This is a genomic window from Kribbella sancticallisti (assembly GCF_039530625.1).
Lineage (GTDB): Bacteria > Actinomycetota > Actinomycetes > Propionibacteriales > Kribbellaceae > Kribbella > Kribbella sancticallisti.
Map to the genome: position 1 here is coordinate 337,493 of NZ_BAAAOS010000017.1, position 15,794 is coordinate 353,286.

The 15,794-nt window shown below is 69.3% G+C and carries 16 protein-coding genes; 11 read left to right on the forward strand and 5 right to left on the reverse strand.

Annotated elements, in window-relative coordinates:
• Window positions 1-59 precede the first annotated feature (59 nt).
• Window positions 60-671: a DUF4386 family protein gene (locus ABD255_RS09295; protein ID WP_344211904.1), complete on the forward strand. Its 612-nt coding sequence runs from the start codon at window positions 60-62 to the stop codon at window positions 669-671.
• Entirely contained in the window at window positions 634-1,767 is a 1,134-nt protein-coding gene (locus ABD255_RS09300; protein WP_344211906.1) for an epoxide hydrolase family protein, read from the forward strand. The genes ABD255_RS09295 and ABD255_RS09300 overlap by 38 nt, the downstream gene beginning before the upstream one ends.
• 17 nt (window positions 1,768-1,784) lie before the next feature.
• Here the strand turns inward: ABD255_RS09300 and ABD255_RS09305 are convergent, their stop codons facing one another.
• Window positions 1,785-2,552, reverse strand: coding sequence for a M23 family metallopeptidase (locus ABD255_RS09305; protein WP_344211908.1), 768 nt, complete (start codon window positions 2,550-2,552; stop codon window positions 1,785-1,787).
• A gap of 175 nt (window positions 2,553-2,727) precedes the next feature.
• Between ABD255_RS09305 and ABD255_RS09310 the strand changes: the two genes are divergently transcribed.
• Window positions 2,728-4,518 (forward strand): PHP domain-containing protein, encoded by a 1,791-nt coding sequence (locus tag ABD255_RS09310; RefSeq protein WP_344211910.1) that lies wholly within the window; start codon window positions 2,728-2,730, stop codon window positions 4,516-4,518.
• Entirely contained in the window at window positions 4,515-5,075 is a 561-nt protein-coding gene (locus ABD255_RS09315) for a hypothetical protein (protein WP_344211913.1), read from the forward strand. The genes ABD255_RS09310 and ABD255_RS09315 overlap by 4 nt, the downstream gene beginning before the upstream one ends.
• Here the strand turns inward: ABD255_RS09315 and ABD255_RS09320 are convergent.
• Window positions 5,072-7,318: a HelD family protein gene (locus tag ABD255_RS09320; protein ID WP_344211915.1), complete on the reverse strand. Its 2,247-nt coding sequence runs from the start codon at window positions 7,316-7,318 to the stop codon at window positions 5,072-5,074. The two genes, ABD255_RS09315 and ABD255_RS09320, sit on opposite strands and share 4 nt — an antisense overlap.
• 138 nt (window positions 7,319-7,456) lie before the next feature.
• Between ABD255_RS09320 and ABD255_RS09325 the strand changes: the two genes are divergently transcribed.
• From ABD255_RS09325 to ABD255_RS09335, 3 genes are all read left to right on the forward strand, one after another.
• On the forward strand, window positions 7,457-8,713 hold the full coding sequence (locus ABD255_RS09325; RefSeq protein WP_344211917.1) for a M4 family metallopeptidase: 1,257 nt from the start codon (window positions 7,457-7,459) through the stop codon (window positions 8,711-8,713).
• 48 nt (window positions 8,714-8,761) lie between these two features.
• A complete protein-coding gene (locus tag ABD255_RS09330; RefSeq protein WP_344211919.1) occupies window positions 8,762-9,295 on the forward strand; it encodes an NADPH-dependent FMN reductase in 534 nt (177 codons plus the stop codon).
• Between the two features lie 141 nt (window positions 9,296-9,436).
• Window positions 9,437-10,447, forward strand: coding sequence for an LLM class flavin-dependent oxidoreductase (locus ABD255_RS09335; protein WP_344211921.1), 1,011 nt, complete (start codon window positions 9,437-9,439; stop codon window positions 10,445-10,447).
• A 180-nt stretch (window positions 10,448-10,627) separates the two neighbouring features.
• Here ABD255_RS09335 and ABD255_RS09340 read toward each other — a convergent pair whose 3' ends face one another.
• On the reverse strand, window positions 10,628-11,782 hold the full coding sequence (locus ABD255_RS09340; RefSeq protein WP_344211923.1) for a trans-sulfuration enzyme family protein: 1,155 nt from the start codon (window positions 11,780-11,782) through the stop codon (window positions 10,628-10,630).
• Between the two features lie 127 nt (window positions 11,783-11,909).
• On the opposite strand from ABD255_RS09340, the gene ABD255_RS09345 reads away from it, so the two are divergent.
• Window positions 11,910-12,404 carry an Lrp/AsnC family transcriptional regulator gene (locus ABD255_RS09345; RefSeq protein ID WP_344211925.1) on the forward strand — a complete coding sequence of 165 codons (495 nt, stop codon included), beginning with the start codon at window positions 11,910-11,912 and terminating at the stop codon, window positions 12,402-12,404.
• A 12-nt stretch (window positions 12,405-12,416) separates the two neighbouring features.
• Here the strand turns inward: ABD255_RS09345 and ABD255_RS09350 are convergent, their stop codons facing one another.
• The gene (locus ABD255_RS09350) at window positions 12,417-12,995 is read right to left on the reverse strand and encodes a ClpP family protease (RefSeq protein WP_344211927.1); all 579 of its coding nucleotides are present in this window, start codon (window positions 12,993-12,995) and stop codon (window positions 12,417-12,419) included.
• A 148-nt stretch (window positions 12,996-13,143) separates the two neighbouring features.
• Between ABD255_RS09350 and ABD255_RS09355 the strand changes: the two genes are divergently transcribed.
• Genes ABD255_RS09355 through ABD255_RS09365 form a run of 3 tightly spaced genes read left to right on the forward strand, consistent with a single transcriptional unit; the run spans window position 13,144 to window position 14,888 of the window.
• Window positions 13,144-13,485 carry a helix-turn-helix domain-containing protein gene (locus ABD255_RS09355; protein ID WP_344211929.1) on the forward strand — a complete coding sequence of 114 codons (342 nt, stop codon included), beginning with the start codon at window positions 13,144-13,146 and terminating at the stop codon, window positions 13,483-13,485.
• Between the two features lie 3 nt (window positions 13,486-13,488).
• Window positions 13,489-14,493, forward strand: coding sequence for a pyridoxal-phosphate dependent enzyme (locus ABD255_RS09360; RefSeq protein ID WP_344211931.1), 1,005 nt, complete (start codon window positions 13,489-13,491; stop codon window positions 14,491-14,493).
• Window positions 14,490-14,888, forward strand: coding sequence for a GNAT family N-acetyltransferase (locus ABD255_RS09365; protein WP_344211933.1), 399 nt, complete (start codon window positions 14,490-14,492; stop codon window positions 14,886-14,888). Before ABD255_RS09360 ends, ABD255_RS09365 begins: the two co-directional genes overlap by 4 nt.
• Here ABD255_RS09365 and ABD255_RS09370 read toward each other — a convergent pair.
• Window positions 14,872-15,756 (reverse strand): hypothetical protein, encoded by an 885-nt coding sequence (locus ABD255_RS09370; protein WP_344211935.1) that lies wholly within the window; start codon window positions 15,754-15,756, stop codon window positions 14,872-14,874. The genes ABD255_RS09365 and ABD255_RS09370 overlap by 17 nt on opposite strands.
• Window positions 15,757-15,794 lie beyond the last annotated feature (38 nt).

The following is a 15,794-nucleotide window of genomic DNA, read 5'->3' on the forward strand; positions in this document are numbered from 1 at the left end:
CGCCGAGTTGGTCCTCGTCGGCGATGTGCGCCGGCCGCCGGGACCGAACCATGGAAGGCATGAACAAAGTCTTCCTGGCCGCTCCGGCCCTCTTCATTGCCTACGGCATCATCCGGCTGCTCGACGGAATCGACGGCGAGCACGGCCCCGGTCTCGCCTGGACCACCGGGCACCTCCTCTTCCTCATCGGCTTCCTCCTGTACGCCGTGACGCTGGTTGCTCTCCGCGGTCTGCTGACCCGGGCGCGCGGGCTGAGCCTGGCGGCGGTGATCGCCGGGCTCGTCGGCGTGGCGGCGTTCGTCCGGGTGACCGTGATCGACCTGATCGTCGGCTTCCGTGCGGTCGACCACGCGGACAAGTCCCGTGTCGGCGACGAGTACGACCGCTGGCCCGGCAATCTCGGCGTCTACGACGTGCTCTACACCGCCGGTCCGTTGCTGTTCCTGGCCGGGCTCCTCACCCTGGCGATCCTGCTCACCCGCGCGCGGCTGCTGCCCGTCTGGTCACCGATCCTGCTGGTCGCCGGCTTCGTCCTGATCTCTGCGAACCTGGACCTGATGCCGCTCGGTGGTCTGGCGCTGCTCCTGGCGATGGTTCCGCTGGCGAGGACGAGTCCGTCGAACCGGAGGTCGCATGCTCGAGCCGTTTCAGATCGCCATCCCGCAGCCTGACCTCGACGATCTCCATCAACGCCTCAGGAACACCCGCTGGCCGGCCGCGCTGCCGTCCGCGGGGTGGGAGCGCGGAGTACCGGTCGAGTATCTGCAGCGGGTGGTCGAGCGCTGGCTCGAGTACGACTGGCGGGTCTGGGAGGCGCGGCTCAACGAGTACGAGCAGTTCACCACCCGCATCGACGGTCAGCGGATCCACCTCCTGCACGCGCGCTCGCCCGAGCCGGCTGCGCTACCGCTGATCCTGACGCACGGCTGGCCCGGCTCGATCGCCGAGTTCCTCGAGATTCTCGGCCCGCTGACCGACCCCCGCGCGTACGGCGCCGACCCGGCCGACGCCTTCCACGTGGTGGCACCCTCCGTCCCCGGCCACGGCTTCTCCGTACCGCTGGAGGAGCCTGGCTGGAACCACCTCCGCATCGCCCGCGCCTGGGCCGAGCTCATGAGCCGCCTCGGCTACACCCGGTACGGCGCTCAAGGTGGTGACACGGGCTCGGTGGTATCGCCTCTGCTCGGCCGGATCGACCCGGACCACGTGGTCGGCGTACACCTCAATGGCGGTCTGGCCTTTCCCGCGGCTCAACCGGGGGACTTCGACAACCTCAGCGCGAGGGATCAGGCGAAGCTCGCGGCAGCAGAGCACGTGCGGGCGACCGGGACGGGATATGCCGAGCTCCAGTCGACCAAGCCGCAGACAGTGTCGTTCGGGCTCAGCGACTCACCCGTCGGGCAGCTTGCGTGGATCCTGGAGAAGTTCCACGACTGGACCGACCCAGTGCGGCCGCTGCCAGAGGACGCGGTCGACCTGGACCACCTGCTGACAGACGTCTCCATCTATTGGTTCACCAACACCAGCGCGACCTCGGCCAACCTGTACTACGAGAACCGGCAGCCCGCCGAGCCCGCTCCTGGCCCGAGTCGCGTCCCCACCGGGGTGGCGGTGTTCCCGACGGACCCGGCCATGCGGCACATCCTCGAGCGTGAACACCACCTCAGCCACTGGGCGGAGTACTCGCGTGGTGGGCACTTCGCGGCGCTGGAGGCTCCCGACCTGCTCACCGAAGACATCCGGACTTTCTTCCGGCCCCTGCGTTGACCCTTCACATCTGTGGCTCAGCAGTAGGAGCGGCAGCCGCGGTCGGTGCCGTAGGCGCGTTTCGCCTTGGCGACGGTGGTGACAGGGGAGAGCGAGCCGCCCTTTCGCCAGCTGTTCAAGAACGCCTGCGGCGGTACGGACCCGCGACGGATCCACCACTTGCCGGGCGGAGTCGGCCAGCTGATGCCGAAGTGCAGGTGTGGTGGCGTGGGCCGGGCGCTTCCGGTGTTGCCGGTGAGGCCGAGGGTCTGCCCGGCTCGTACCTTCACGCCGGGCTCGATCCCGGCGCCGATCGCGGAGAGGTGCGACCCGTAGTACCGGACGCCGTCGACGCCGACCACCGAGATGGACAGGCCGCTGCGGTCCTTGCCGACGTTGGTCTCCGGATCCCAGCTGTCCACCCGGATCACTTCGTCGACCTGGCCGTCCACCGGCGAGACGAACTGGCATCCCTTGTCGGCGAAGATGTCCGACGCCGGGTAGTCGTGGTGACTCTGCGACGCCGACGCCTTGCAGCCGCCGATCGGGAACACGTACGTGACCGGCCGGGCCTGGGTCGTCCGCGATCCGCTCTGCCCGGGTGTGGCGCGAGGGCCGGCCGACTGCGTCGGCTCGGTCCCCTGTCCGGGCGGCTGCGGCTGAGCCGGCGGATTCGTGGCCGGCCGCGCCAGCGGAGTACCCGCCGGAGCGTCGTCGGCATCCCGGCCGGAGACGTAGGCGACCGCGCCTCCCGCCGCCGCGACCAGCACGGTCGCGAGGACTGCTGCCCAGACGTGACGTCTCATCGCGCCATTCAACGGCCCTGGGGCGGTCCTGTCCAACCGCGCGGCAAATGCGACATCGTCGCAGAACAAGGCGGATCGGGCCAATGGCGGGGCCGGAGGTTCATCCGGACAACACCTTCACGTCACCCGGAAAGGCGATGATCCCGGCGGATTCCGCCATCCGAGAGGACGCACGATGGGACACTCCCACGATCACTCCCACGAGCCTGACCATGACCACAGCCACAGCCACAGCCATGGTCACGGTCATGGGCACGGCCACGGCCACGGTCACGGCCACGATCACGACCATCACCACCCGAACACCGAACTGGACGCCGCCAGCACCACGGCGCTGGACGAGTCGATCCCGGACAGCGACCTGTCGCCGGCCGAGCTGTCCCGCCGCGGCCTGCTCCGGTCCGCCGGCATCCTCGGCGGTACCGCCGCGCTCGCCGTCTCCGGCGCGCAGTTCGCGGCCGCGACCGCGCCGAGCACGCCCGTCTTCCAGTCCGGCAAGCGTCCGAACGTCTGGCTCGCGGGCGACCACCACATTCACACCCAGCTGAGCTCGGACGGCATGTACCGGGTGATCGACCAGGCCCGGCACGCGGCCGCGTACGGTCTCGACTGGCTCGTCATCACCGACCACGGCGGCGCCACCCACGCCCGGATCGGCGTCGACCTGGTCAACCCGCAGATCAAGGCGGCCCGGTCCGAGCTGAAGGACACGCTGATCTTCCAGGGGCTGGAGTGGAACATCCCGGCCGCCGAGCACGGCACGGTCTTCGTCGCGCCGGGCAGCCGGGAGGTCGAAGTACTGAAGCAGTTCGAGAACAGCTACGACGGCGGCGTGAAGGGGGCCGGAGGCAACACTCCGGCCAACGAGGCGCTCGCCGTGTCGGGCATCCAGTGGCTCGGCGGGCAGGTCGACCGGCGCCGGGTCCAGGACGCCTTGTTCCTGGCCAACCATCCGGCCCGCAACGGCATCGACAGCCCGCACGAGATCCGCAACTGGCGCGACGCCGACCCCCGGATCGCCGTCGGCTTCGAGGGCGCTCCCGGTCACCAGGCCGCGGGTCTGCCGGCCGCCATCGGTGCCGGGTCCGCGCGCGGCTTCTACGGCAACGCGCCGGGCGCGAACTCGTTCCCCGGCTACCCGCCCGAGAGCTACCGCACCTGGGGTGGCTTCGACTGGATGACCTCGACCGTGGGCGGCCTGTGGGACAGCCTGCTCGCCGAGGGCAAGCCGTGGTGGATCAGCGCGAACTCCGACAGCCATGTGAACTGGAACGAGACCGCGCGCCGTCCGGACGGTTCGAACCAGGCCCAGTTCGACCGCGACGGCCGCTACATGGACCCGGTCTACGGCAACGCGGTGAACAAGAGCGCGGGTGACTTCTGGCCGGGCTACTACAGCCGCACCCATGTCGGCGCGAACCGGCGCGACTACCTGTCGGTGATGGAGGGCCTGCGCAACGGCCGGATGTGGGTCGACCACGGCGCGCTGGTCAAGGGCGTCGAGGTCGAGGTCCGCGAGAGCGGGCAGCGGTACGGCGAGCCGTTGGGTGGCGCGTTGCCCGTACGCCGTGGGCGCGCGGTTGAGCTGGTGGTTCGCATCACCGCGCAGACGATGCCGAACTGGGCGAACTTCGTACCCAACCTGAACCGGGTGGACGCGATCCGTGGCTCGGTGAAGGGCGCGGTCACCGACCGGGACTCGTTCAAGGCGCCCGACACCAAGGTGGTCCGGCAGTGGGACACCTCCGGCAAGCGCGGCACGTTCGAGCTGGTGCTGCCGCTCGGCAAGGCGGAGGAGGCGTTCTACGTGCGCGTTCGCGGTACGGACGGGAACCGCAGCCAGCCGGGTTACCTCGGCGCGGCGATCGACCCTGCCGGTCCGAAGCTCGACGTCGTCGGTGACGCCGACCCGTGGGCCGACCTGTGGTTCTACACGAACCCGATCTGGGTTCTGCCGACGAAGTGATCATCGCCGTCGACGCGGACTCCGCTGACACCGTGGAGGCCGAACACCTCCTCCACAATCTCCTGGAGTCCGTGCCAGGTCCGGTCGTCGCCTGCACCCACGTGGTGTCGGGCGGCGACCGGCCGCACCTCGCCGTCTCGGTCAGTACTCCGGCGGACTTCGATCCGGCAGCCCTGACCCACGACGTCGGCTCCGCGATCATCCGCCCGGGTGCGGCAGAGCCTGTCGTGGCAGGACCGAGCCAACTGGTCCGCGGCGCCTATGTGGCCGCCGTGGAAACAGCCCTCGGAACTGCGGGCCGCCTGGTCGCGTTCCCCGGTCAGGAGAACGCCCGGGGTGTTCTCACCGCGGCCGAGCTCCGCACCCACTGCGGAATCGACCAGGTAGAAGCCCTCGGCGGGCTCATTATCGAGGACACCACGCTGATCGACACGCGCGACTTCATCCGCCCGATCCGCCGCAACGGTCAGGTCACCCTCCTGGTCCAGCCGGCCGTGGGCGGAGTACTGATCCCTTTCGAGGTCGAACACCAACAGAAGTGCTGCGCCGACCACTAACGTCGCTCGTCCCAGGCTGAGGAGCTCTGCAGGACGTCGGGGAGGGGGCCGATGACGCCGAGGCGTTGGGTGCAGCGGGTCAGGGCGACGTAGAGGTCGCGCAGACCGCGGGGCGACTCGATCAGGATGCCGTCCGGGTCGACGACCAGGACCGAGTCGAACTCGAGTCCCTTCGCCCCCGCCACCGTCAGCACGGTGACGTCCGGTACGTCGCCGATCGACTCCTGGACGAGCTCGAGCCGATGCCGCGAGGTGATCACGCCGACCTGCCCGTGCTGCCGCTCCTCGTGCGCCACCTTGCTCACGTACGACGCCTGCTCGGCGGCCGGGACGTCCACGTGCCACGGCTTGACCCCGGTGGACCGCACCGAGCGCGGCGCCTTCGCCGTCGGGTCGACCTCCGACAGCACCTGGGCCGCGAGATCCGCCACCTCGGCGGGCGTCCGGTAGTTCATCGTCAGCTCCGCGAGCCGCCAGCGATCCCCGAACGACGATCCGAGCGCCTGCTGCCAGCTCGTCCCACCACCAGCGGCGCCTGTCTGGGCGACATCCCCGACCAGCGTCATCGAGCGAAGCGGGCACCGCCGGCCGATCGCCCGCCACGCCATCGGCGACAACTCCTGCGCCTCGTCCACGATCACGTGCCCGTAGGTCCAGCGGCGATCGGACTCGGCCCGCTCGGCCAGCGTCCGGTCGTCGTCGGCCTCGTAGCGGGCCGCCAGCGCCTCGGCGTCCAGGATGTCCTTCGCGCTGAGGATCTCCGCCTCGTCGTCCTCGTCCCAGTCGGTCGAACCCGATCCGGAAAGCACGTCCAGCGAACCCTGCGCGTAGGCGATCGCCCGAGCTCGCTCCGCCCGCTCCCGGGCCAGTTCTTGCCCGTCGTCGCCGAGTAGCTCGGCCGCCTCGTCGAGCAGGGGGACGTCGGCGGGACTCCAGTCGTCGCCGTACCGGAGGAGGTGCTCGCGGTCGAGCGCGCTGAGCTGCGGCGCGGCCGAGGCGAGCCGCGCCTCGTCGCCGTACAGATCGACCAGGAGATCCTGCGGGCTGAGCACCGGCCAGAGGCGATAGAGCAGGTCCTGTACCGCGGATTCGGCGACGACCTCCTTGCGCAGCTCGGCCAGGTCGTACTCGTCCAGCAGGTTCTCGCCGCCGAGCGGGTCCGCGCCGATCAGTTCGGCGTACTGCGCTGTCAGCGCGTCGATGATGTCGGTGGCGAAGAATGGCTGGGCCTGGTTGTGCGTCAGCCGGCGGGCGCGGGCACTGGCGCGAGCGGTGTCGCAGACGGACGGATCCAGCCGCAGTACGGTGCGGTCGACGGTCAGTTCGATCGGCCGGTCCGGCACCCACTGGCGGTCGGCGACAGCGGTCTCGATCACCTCGGCCATCACCGCGCGGCCCTTGACCTCGGTCACCTCGGCCGGCTCGGGCCGGGTCGCGGTCAGGCCGGGATAGAGCTCGGCCACGGTGACGAGCCGGACGCCGTCCTCACCCAGCGACGGAAGCACCTGGCCGATGAACTTCAAGAACGTCGGATTGGGCCCGACAACCAGAATTCCGCGCTTTTCGAGCTGATCGCGGTGCGTATACAAAAGAAAGGCGGCGCGGTGCAGCGCGATTGCCGTCTTTCCGGTGCCGGGACCGCCCTGAACCACCAGGATGCCGGGCAGTTCCGACCTGATGATCCGGTCCTGGTCGGCCTGGATCGTGCGCACGATCGACTCCATCGTGCCGGTCCGGCGAGCCTCCAGGGCGTTGAGCAGTACGGACTCGCCGACCACGCCGGTGCCAGGCTGTGACGCGCCGTCGGCGGTCCGGTCCAGGTCCAGTTGCTCGTCCTGGACGTCGACCACCTGGCGGAGCCGGGTCTGGATGTGCCGCCGCCGCACGACGCCCTCGTTCACCACCGCCGTGGCGATGTAGAAGGGCCTGGCCGCGGGAGCGCGCCAATCCACCAGCAGGGACTCGTAGTCGTCGTCGTGCAGGCCGATCCGGCCGATGTGCAGGATCTCGCCGGCCTCGCTGTCGAGGCGACCGAAGCACAGGCCACCCTCGGCCGCGTTCAGCCGGGCCAGCCGCGCGTTCAGGTCGCGGACCCGGCCGTCCCGCTGGTGCAGGGCCTGCGCGTTGCGCGTGCCCGCCACCTGCTCGTCGCGGCGACGACCCTCCGTGCGCTCGCGCTCACGGTCGAGAGCCGTATAGAAAGCTGTCAGGTAAACCTGTTCAGCCTGGACTGGATTCTGCAATTCCAACCCCTTGTGATAAACTGCCTCGCGTCGGTTCCCAGAGTGGTTTTCCGCTATTTCTCTGGTAGTAGCCACAAATCCTCGAGTTTACCGCATTTCGCCCTTTGCGGAACCCGTCGCAGCAGGCACGATCTGGGGATGACGGTCCACCACATCGTCCCGCCGTACCTGCTCGAGCACCTCGAGCGCACCGCGGATGACCCGAACCTGCGCGCTCGCTACCGCCAGTCGCTGCAGCACGACGCCGTACTGCGAGCCCGCCCTGCCGCGGCACCATCCACCCAGCGTGAACCCGCCGGGGAAGGTGCGCGACGGGTCGTCCACGATGCGGAGAACGGCACCTCGCTGCCGGGCGTCGTGGTTCGGTCCGAAGGCGACGACGAGGTCGACGATCAGGCGGTGAACCAGGCCTACGACGGGACCGGCGCGACCTGGACCATGTTCAAGGAGTGCTTCGGCCGCGACTCGATCGACGACGCGGGCCTGCCACTCAGTTCGACCGTGCACTTCGACCGCGGCTACGCGAACGCCTTCTGGGACGGCGCGCAGATGGTCTTCGGCGACGGCGACGGCGAGATCTTCGGAAACTTCACCGGGTCTGTGGATGTGACCGGGCACGAACTCAGCCACGGCGTCACGCAGTACACGGCTGATCTGGTCTACGAAGGCCAGTCCGGCGCGCTGAACGAGAGCATCTCCGACGTGTTCGGATCGCTGGCCAAGCAGCATCACCTCGGCCAGTCCGCTGCCGAAGCCGACTGGCTGATCGGGGCCGGGATCTTCCGGCCGGGTGTCCAGGGCGTCGCCCTGCGCTCGATGAAGGCGCCCGGTACGGCGTACGACGATCCTCGGCTCGGGCGTGATCCGCAGCCGGCGCATATGTCGTCCTATGTCGAGACCGAGGACGATCACGGCGGCGTCCACATCAACTCGGGCATCCCCAACCACGCGTTCTATCTCGTGGCCACGGCTTTGGGCGGCAACGCCTACGGGGCCGCCGGCAAGATCTGGTACGCCACGCTCACCTCCGGATCGCTCTCCACCACCGCTACCTTCCCTGACTTCGCCCAGGTCACCCACGCCGCGGCCGTCACGCTCTTCGGGCCGACATCTTCGGAGGCGGAAGCGGTAGCCACCGCCTGGCAATCCGTCGGAGTCTCTCTCGAAGAAGTAGAAGGCGCGCCGGCTGAGCCGGGTGGGGAGTCGGCCGAGTCGGTGGAGTTGATGCGGGCTGCCAAGACGGCGCTGTCGACGCCCACTCCACCGGCACCACCCGCGTCCGCGCCGCCTGCGCCCGAGCCGCCCGCCGAGCCCGGCCCCGCCGACGAGGACGCACCAACCCCGGACACGCCGGCCAACCCGGCCGCCGACCCTCCTTCACGCGACCCGGGCTAAGCCGCGAGCTTGACCTCAAGGTTTGTTGAGGTAATACCGTCCCACGACGTGACAGTTCACCCGCTCCGACTCGTCCTGCTGGTCCGCAACACCGAGCCCGGCAAGTTCGGCACGGTGGCCGCCGACTGGTTCGCCCGGCAGGTCGAGCAGCGGGACGACTTCAAACTCGACCTGGTGGATCTCGAGAGCACGCCGCTGACTGCCCTGCCCCGCCGGATCCAGGGGGCGGACGCGGTGGTGATCGTCTGCCCGGAGTACAACCACGGCTACCCCGGCGACCTGAAGACGGCGATCGACGCAGTACGGCGACCCTGGTTCGCCAAGCCGATCGCCTTCATCGTGTACGGCGGCCGCTCGGGTGGTCTGCGGGCGGCCGAGCAGCTTCGTCAGGTCTTCGGCGAGCTCCACGCCGTCACCACCCGCGACACCCTCAGTTTCCACCAGCCCACCGACCACTTCGGCGCCGACGGAGACCCCCTCGACCCCACCACCTCTCTGGCAGCCGCCGCACTCCTCGACCAGCTCGCCTGGTGGGCCCGTCCTCTCCGCGAGGCCCGCAGCAGCACGCCGTACCCCGCCTAGGGCGTGTCTCTCGGTCCCGAGCGTGCTGCGCGACACTCGGCACGGCACCTCGCACCTGCTCGCGACTGCTCGGGATCGAGAGACACGCCCTAGCTACCTGTGTTCGGAATAGCTCGGCGCCAGCGGTAGTTGGCGTTGTACGTGAGTGCTGAAGCGATGCCCCTGTCCGTGCTCGACCTTTCGCCGGTGCCGACGGGGACTCGACCGTCCCAGGCGCTCCACGAGACTCTGGAGCTGGCCCGCTCCGCCGAGGCAGCGGGGTACCACCGCTACTGGCTGGCGGAGCACCACAACATCCCCAGCGTGGTCAGCAGCAGCCCTGAGGTGATGATCGCGGCCGTTGCCGCCGCGACGTCCAGCATCCGGGTCGGCTCTGGCGGCATCATGCTGCCGAACCACTCGCCGCTGAAGGTCGCCGAGACGTTCCGTGTGCTCGCAGGGCTCTACCCCGGCCGCATCGACCTCGGCATCGGCCGTGCACCCGGTACGGATCAGCGGACCGCGCTAGCGCTCCGCCGTAGCCGCGAGGCGCTCGGCGCTGACGACTTCCCCGAGCAGTACACCGAACTGCGCGCGTACGCCGAGGGCTTCCCCGCCGGCCACCCGTTCGCCCCGATCTCGGCCCAGCCGGACGACGTACCGCTGCCGCCCGTGTGGATCCTCGGCTCCAGCGCGTACGGCGGCCAGGCGGCGGCCGCACTCGGCACGGGCTTCGCCTACGCCGGGCACTTCGGCACGCTCGACCCGGCCGGTGTGATCAGCTCGTACCGCGAGCAGTTCCAGCCGTCACCCGACCAGCTCGAGCCGCACGCCATCCTCGCGCTGTCCGCGATCGTCGCCGAGACCGAGGAACGCGCCCAGGCTCTGAGCCTCGCGAACCAACTCTCCATGCTCCGCCTCCGCTCCGGCCGCCCCGGCCCGCTCCCGTCCCCAGAGGAAGCCGCCGCCTACCCCTGGTCAGACGCAGAACGCGCAGCCGTCGAGGAGTGGGCCAACCTCACCTCAGTAGGCACCCCCGACCAGGTAGCCACCGACCTATCCCACCGAGCCACCTCCGCCGGCGCCGACGAACTGATCATCACCACCAACATCCACAACCCAGCCGAACGCCGCCAGTCTTACGCCCTACTAGCCAAGGCCTGGGGCCTGTAGACCGGCAGGGGTCTGTAGACCGCCACCCAAACCACACCCGCGAGCTCGCGTACCCAGCCAGAGACTTCGATCAGAACAACAGCCAGATCCCGGGGCAGTGCCTCTTGGTGTCTGATCCTTTGCCTGTGGCTGGGTACGTGAGCTCGCGGTTGTGGTGGTCGGGTGACGGCGCTGTCGTTATCAGCTGAGGGCTTGGGTGAGGTCGTTCGTGAGGTCTTCTGGGTCTTCCAGGCCGATGCTGAGGCGGAGAAGGCCGGCATCGGGCTTCGCGTGCTCGGCTACCAAGCGATGGGTCAGGCCGGCTGGGTGCTGGATCAGGGTGTCGACACCACCCAGCGACACCGCATGCGTGATCAGCCGCAGCGACGCCGCCACCCGGGCGGCCACCTCGTAGCCGCCGCTCGTGGTGAAAGCCAGTACTGCGCCCGGACCCGCCTGCTGGCGGCCGACCAACCCGAGCGGGTCGCACTCAGGCAAGCCGGGGTAGAACACCTTGTCCACAGCCGGGTGAGTGCTCAGCCAGTCGGCGACCTTCGCTGCCGACGCCTGCTGTGCCCGGATCCGCACCGGCAACGTCTGCAGCCCCCGATGCAACTCGTACGCCGCCAACGGATGCAGAAGCCCGCCGGTCAGCGCCCGTACCTGCCGAAGCCTCGCGGTCCACTCCGTGTTCGCGGCGACCACCCCGCCCATCACATCGCCATGCCCACCGAGGTACTTCGTCGCCGAGTGCAGAACGAGCGTGGCCCCCTGCAGAGCGGGCTGCTGGAGCACCGGAGTGGCGAAGGTGTTGTCCACAAGCACCGGTACGCCGTTCGCCTGGCGTACCGCGTCGGCGATATCCACAAGCTCCACCGTGGGATTGGCCGGGGTTTCCACCAGCACCAGTCCGGTGTCCGGCTGGATGGCGTCAGCGATATCGCCCGGGCTCACCCAGGAGACCGCAGTACCGAGCAGGCCTGTGGATAACAGGTGGTCCGAACCGCCGTACAGAGGCCGGACGCCGACCACGTGCGGGCGGTCCGCGGCAACGGTCGCCAGCAGGCAGGCCGAGAGTGCGGCCATGCCCGAACCGAAGGCGACCGCGCCATCGCAGTGTTCGAGTTCGGCGAGTGCCTCCTCCAACCGGGCGACGTTCGGATTCCACAGCCGCTGGTAGACGAGGCTGCCGCCGCCTGGCCCGTTCCCGAGCGCCAGTTGGTCGTACGAGGCGCCGCCGCGCTCCACACCGGGTAGCGGGTACGTCGTGGACAGGTCGATCGGCGGCACGTGGACGCCCAGCGCGGTCAGGTCGTCGCGGCCGGCGTGCACTGAGCGGGTGTCGAGCTGGGTCATCCAGGCCTCCTCGGGTTGCAGCGAGGATGGAATCTTCTGCAGATTGAGTGCAATAGATCCGAAGAAAATTCGTCCACAGGCTTGTCCACACGCTGTGGATTCTGTGGATGACACTTACAGTGGGGTCATGCCGAAGGATCGTCGGACGCCTGGACCGGCCCCGCGGCCGGTACCCGCTGCCCTCGACGAGGTCGATCTGGAGCTGGTCCGGCTGCTGACGGCCGACGGCCGGATGCCGAACAACGCGTTGGCCGAGGCGACCGGGATCGCGCCCTCGACCTGCCTGACCCGGGTCCGCGCGCTCCGCGACCGGGGAGTGATCCGCGGCTTCCACGCGGAGGTGGACCTGGCCGCGCTCGGTCAGCCGATCCAGGCGCTGGTGGCGATCAGGCTCGGCGCTCATTCGCGCGACGAGGTCGACCGCTTCCGGACCGCCGCTCCACGTCTACCGGGCGTGCTGGCTCTCTTCCACGTGACCGGCGTCAACGACTACCTGCTGCACGTGGCCGCCGCGTCCCCCGACGCGCTTCGTGAGTTCGTCCTCGACTACCTGACCGCGGATCCCGCGGTCAGCCACGCCGAGACCAGCCTCATCTTCGAACACGTCCGCGGCGGCCCTTGAACCACCTGTCGCCTAAGCCGGCACGCTCACCGGCTGGGTCAGGACCTTGTCGATGATGCCGTAGTCCTGCGCCTGGTCCGGGGTGAACCAGCGGTCCCGGTCGAAGTCGGCCTCGATCCGTTCCAGCGGCTGGCCGGTCCGTGCGCTGATCAGCTGAGCCAGGTCCTTCTTGGCCAGGATGGACTGCTCGGCCTGGATCCTGATGTCGGTCGCCGTACCACCCATCCCGCCGGTCGGCTGGTGCATCATGATGCGGGCGTGCGGCAGCGAGTACCGCTTGCCCGGCGCACCGCAGCTCAGCAGCACCTGGCCCATCGAGGCGACCAGCCCCATCGCGTACGTCGCGACGTCGTTGCTGATGAAGTTCATCGTGTCGTAGATCGCCAGCCCGGCCGAGACCGAGCCGCCGGGTGAGTTGATGTAGAGCGAGATGTCCGCCTTCGGGTCCTCGGCGTTCAGCAGGATCAGCTGGGCGCACAGCGCGTTCGCGTTCTCGTCCTTGATCTCGTCGCCGAGGACGAGGATGCGCTGCCAGAGCAGGCGCTGGTAGATGTGGTTGTCGAGGGCATTCGGTGCGGTGGTCTCGCTCATGTCTCCAGCGTGGCCGCGCGGCGTCCGGTAGTCGCCGGAATCTGCCCGTGGCAGATCTGCCCTCCGCAGACCTGGCCGGGATGGCACACTCGGTACAGGACAACGGACCAGGACATCACTGGGAGGGCCAGACGTGTTGCTACGCCAGGTGATCGGAAACGTATTCCGCCGGCTGCGGCGCGAGCGGGGCATCACCCTGCGCGAGCTGGCCGAGCTGGCTCAGGTGTCGGTGCCGTACCTGTCCGAGATCGAGCGCGGCCGCAAGGAGCCGTCCTCGGAGATCCTCGCCGCGATCTGCCGGGCGCTGGACCTGGAGCTGACCGACCTGCTGGCCGAGGTGCAGTTCGACCTGGCCACCGCGGTCCGTTCCACGCTGCCGCTGCGCCTGCAGACCTCGTCGATCCGGGTGACCGAGTCGGCGCCGCAGCGCACGATCTCCTCGCCGGGGGCCTACTCGACCTCCGCGCAGGCCTTCGCGCTGGTCGCCTAGGTAGTGCTCTGGCACCACAACCCGACTGCCAGGGCCTGGCGTACTACGGCCGCGCCCGCCGAGGTGCTGGCGTTCCACCAGAGCCTGCCGGACTACCGGCCGACGCCACTGACCGAAGTACCGGTTCTGGCTGCGGAGCTTGGGGTCGGTCGGGTCCTGGTCAAGGATGAGTCGGAGCGGTTGGGTCTGCCTGCCTTCAAGGCGCTAGGGGCCTGGTGGGCGATCCACCGCACGCTGCAGGAACAGCCCGCTACCGAACTCGTCACCGCGACCGACGGCAACCACGGCCGCGCAGTAGCTCGGATGGCCGCCATGCTCGGGCTCAAAGCGCACGTGTTCATCCCGGACGTGGTCAGCCGGCACGCCATCGACGCGATCCGCTCGGAGGGCGCGGCCGTCACGATCATCACCGACTCGTACGACGCCGCGGTGGTTGCCGCGGCCGAGGCGGCGACTGGCGGCTCGGTGCTGATCCAGGACTCGGCTTGGCCTGGCTATGAAGTCGTGCCGCAGCTCATCGTGGACGGCTACTCGACGCTGTTCCGTGAGATCGGCGTACAGCCTGACCTGGTCGTAGTACCGATGGGTGTGGGCTCTGTGGCCCAGGCTGCCGTGACCCACTACCGCAGCGGGCCGGTGACTCCGGTCGTCCTCGGTGTGGAGCCTGCACGGGCTGCCTGCATCACCAGCAGTCTCCTGGCAGGAGAGCCAGTCACTGTCCCGACCAGCACGACGGTGATGGCAGGCCTCAACTGCGGTACGCCGTCCAGCCTCGCCTGGCCCGTACTGCGGGCTGGGCTGGACGCCGCGGTCACAGTGGAGGAGGCAGAAGCTCTGCGAGCTGTTGAAGACCTGGCTGCGGCTGGCATCTCCTCCGGCGCCAGCGGCGCCGCGACCCTCGCTGGGCTGCGCGTCGCGCGCGACCGGCTGCCCCTGACCGCGCAGAGCACGATCGTGCTCATCAGCACCGAGGCCGCCGCCGATCACCCGACCGAGAGGGCTCTGTGATCGACTACCGAATCCGCTTCGCGGTCGACGACACCGAGCTCTCGACCCTGCACGCGCTGGCCTTCGAGTCGCCGGTCGAGGTGCAGCCCTGGGCGGCCCGGTTGGACCGGCACGCCCTGACCTGGGTCGGTGCTTTCAGCAACAATCAGCTGGTCGGGTTCGTCCAGGTCTGCTGGGACGGCGGCGTGCACGCCTTCGTGCTCGACACCGCCGTGCATCCCGACCACGGCCGGCAGGGGATCGGCAAGCAGTTGGTCCTGCGCGCTGCCGAGGAGGCGAAGGCGGCCGGCTGCGAGTGGCTGCACGTCGACTACGAGCCGCATCTGACGGACTTCTACGTCAAGGCGTGCGGCTTCACTCCGACCGAGGCGGCCCTGCTCAAGCTCCGGGATTGAGCACCGCGGTCAACCGCTCGGTCGACACGCAGGAAGTCAGGCAGCGCTCCTTGGCATCCCCGAGCAGGTCCGCGGTCCAGCAAGTGAAGCCGCCGTCTCCGAGTTCGGCGTCACCCACGCCGAGGCCGAGCGCAGTACCGGCGTAGTAGTTCGCGCCCTTGTCCCGTTTCGGGTCTTCCACGAAGTCGACCTTCAGCGCGGGCCGCACGGTGTCGTCGATCCGCTCGCGTACTGCGGATGGCGCGAACGTGGTGAAGGTGAGCTGCGCCTGATCACCCAGTACGTCGTGCCAGAAGCGCAGGTGGTCCGTCAGCATCTCGGCCTCGATCCGCCCTGAGCCGGTGTCCCGCGCACTCGACACCAACACGAACAGCTGGAAGTGCGCGAACATCCCCGGCCCGTCCACCATCTGGGCACGAACCACCCGCTGGCAGGTGGCGAGGTCCACCCGAGCCTGACCGGCGCGACGTCGTGCGGCGGCTTCGAGGGCGAGTTCATTGGTCGGGTCGCTGGGCACCTCGGTGCCGCGGATCGTGCTGACCACCTGGTTCTGGTCGATCGTCGCGACCGCGGAGCAGGTGCCGAGCGGGGTGAGCGGCGACAGTTCGACGCCGGCGAACTGTTCCGGGAGGCGTTCCCACAGCATCGCCTGGGTCTTCACGAGTGCTCGCGGATCCGCGGTCGACGGCTGCACGAAGCGGTCCTCGCGCCACCGCTGCATCAACCGCGCCGGGGTGACCGCGGCGGCCCGGCTCCGGCTCACCTCGAGCAGAGCAGTCTGCAGTTCGGACTGGCTCACTCCGTTCGTCAGCGCCTCTCGGGCGCCCTCGGGCAACTTCCGCCAAACCTTCTCGCTCACGCCACTCATCGCTCCACCCTGTCGGATCTTCGCGAGAAACGCCGCCC

Coding starts and splice junctions, on each gene's coding strand:
- ABD255_RS09300 (WP_344211906.1), top strand. CDS start 634: ATGCTCGAGCCGTTTCAGATCGCCATCCCGCAGCCTGACCTCGACGAT.
- ABD255_RS09370 (WP_344211935.1), bottom strand. CDS start 15,756: ATGAGTGGCGTGAGCGAGAAGGTTTGGCGGAAGTTGCCCGAGGGCGCC.
- ABD255_RS09325 (WP_344211917.1), top strand. CDS start 7,457: ATGACGGTCCACCACATCGTCCCGCCGTACCTGCTCGAGCACCTCGAG.
- ABD255_RS09310 (WP_344211910.1), top strand. CDS start 2,728: ATGGGACACTCCCACGATCACTCCCACGAGCCTGACCATGACCACAGC.
- ABD255_RS09340 (WP_344211923.1), bottom strand. CDS start 11,782: ATGACCCAGCTCGACACCCGCTCAGTGCACGCCGGCCGCGACGACCTG.
- ABD255_RS09305 (WP_344211908.1), bottom strand. CDS start 2,552: ATGAGACGTCACGTCTGGGCAGCAGTCCTCGCGACCGTGCTGGTCGCG.
- ABD255_RS09350 (WP_344211927.1), bottom strand. CDS start 12,995: ATGAGCGAGACCACCGCACCGAATGCCCTCGACAACCACATCTACCAG.
- ABD255_RS09345 (WP_344211925.1), top strand. CDS start 11,910: ATGCCGAAGGATCGTCGGACGCCTGGACCGGCCCCGCGGCCGGTACCC.
- ABD255_RS09295 (WP_344211904.1), top strand. CDS start 60: ATGAACAAAGTCTTCCTGGCCGCTCCGGCCCTCTTCATTGCCTACGGC.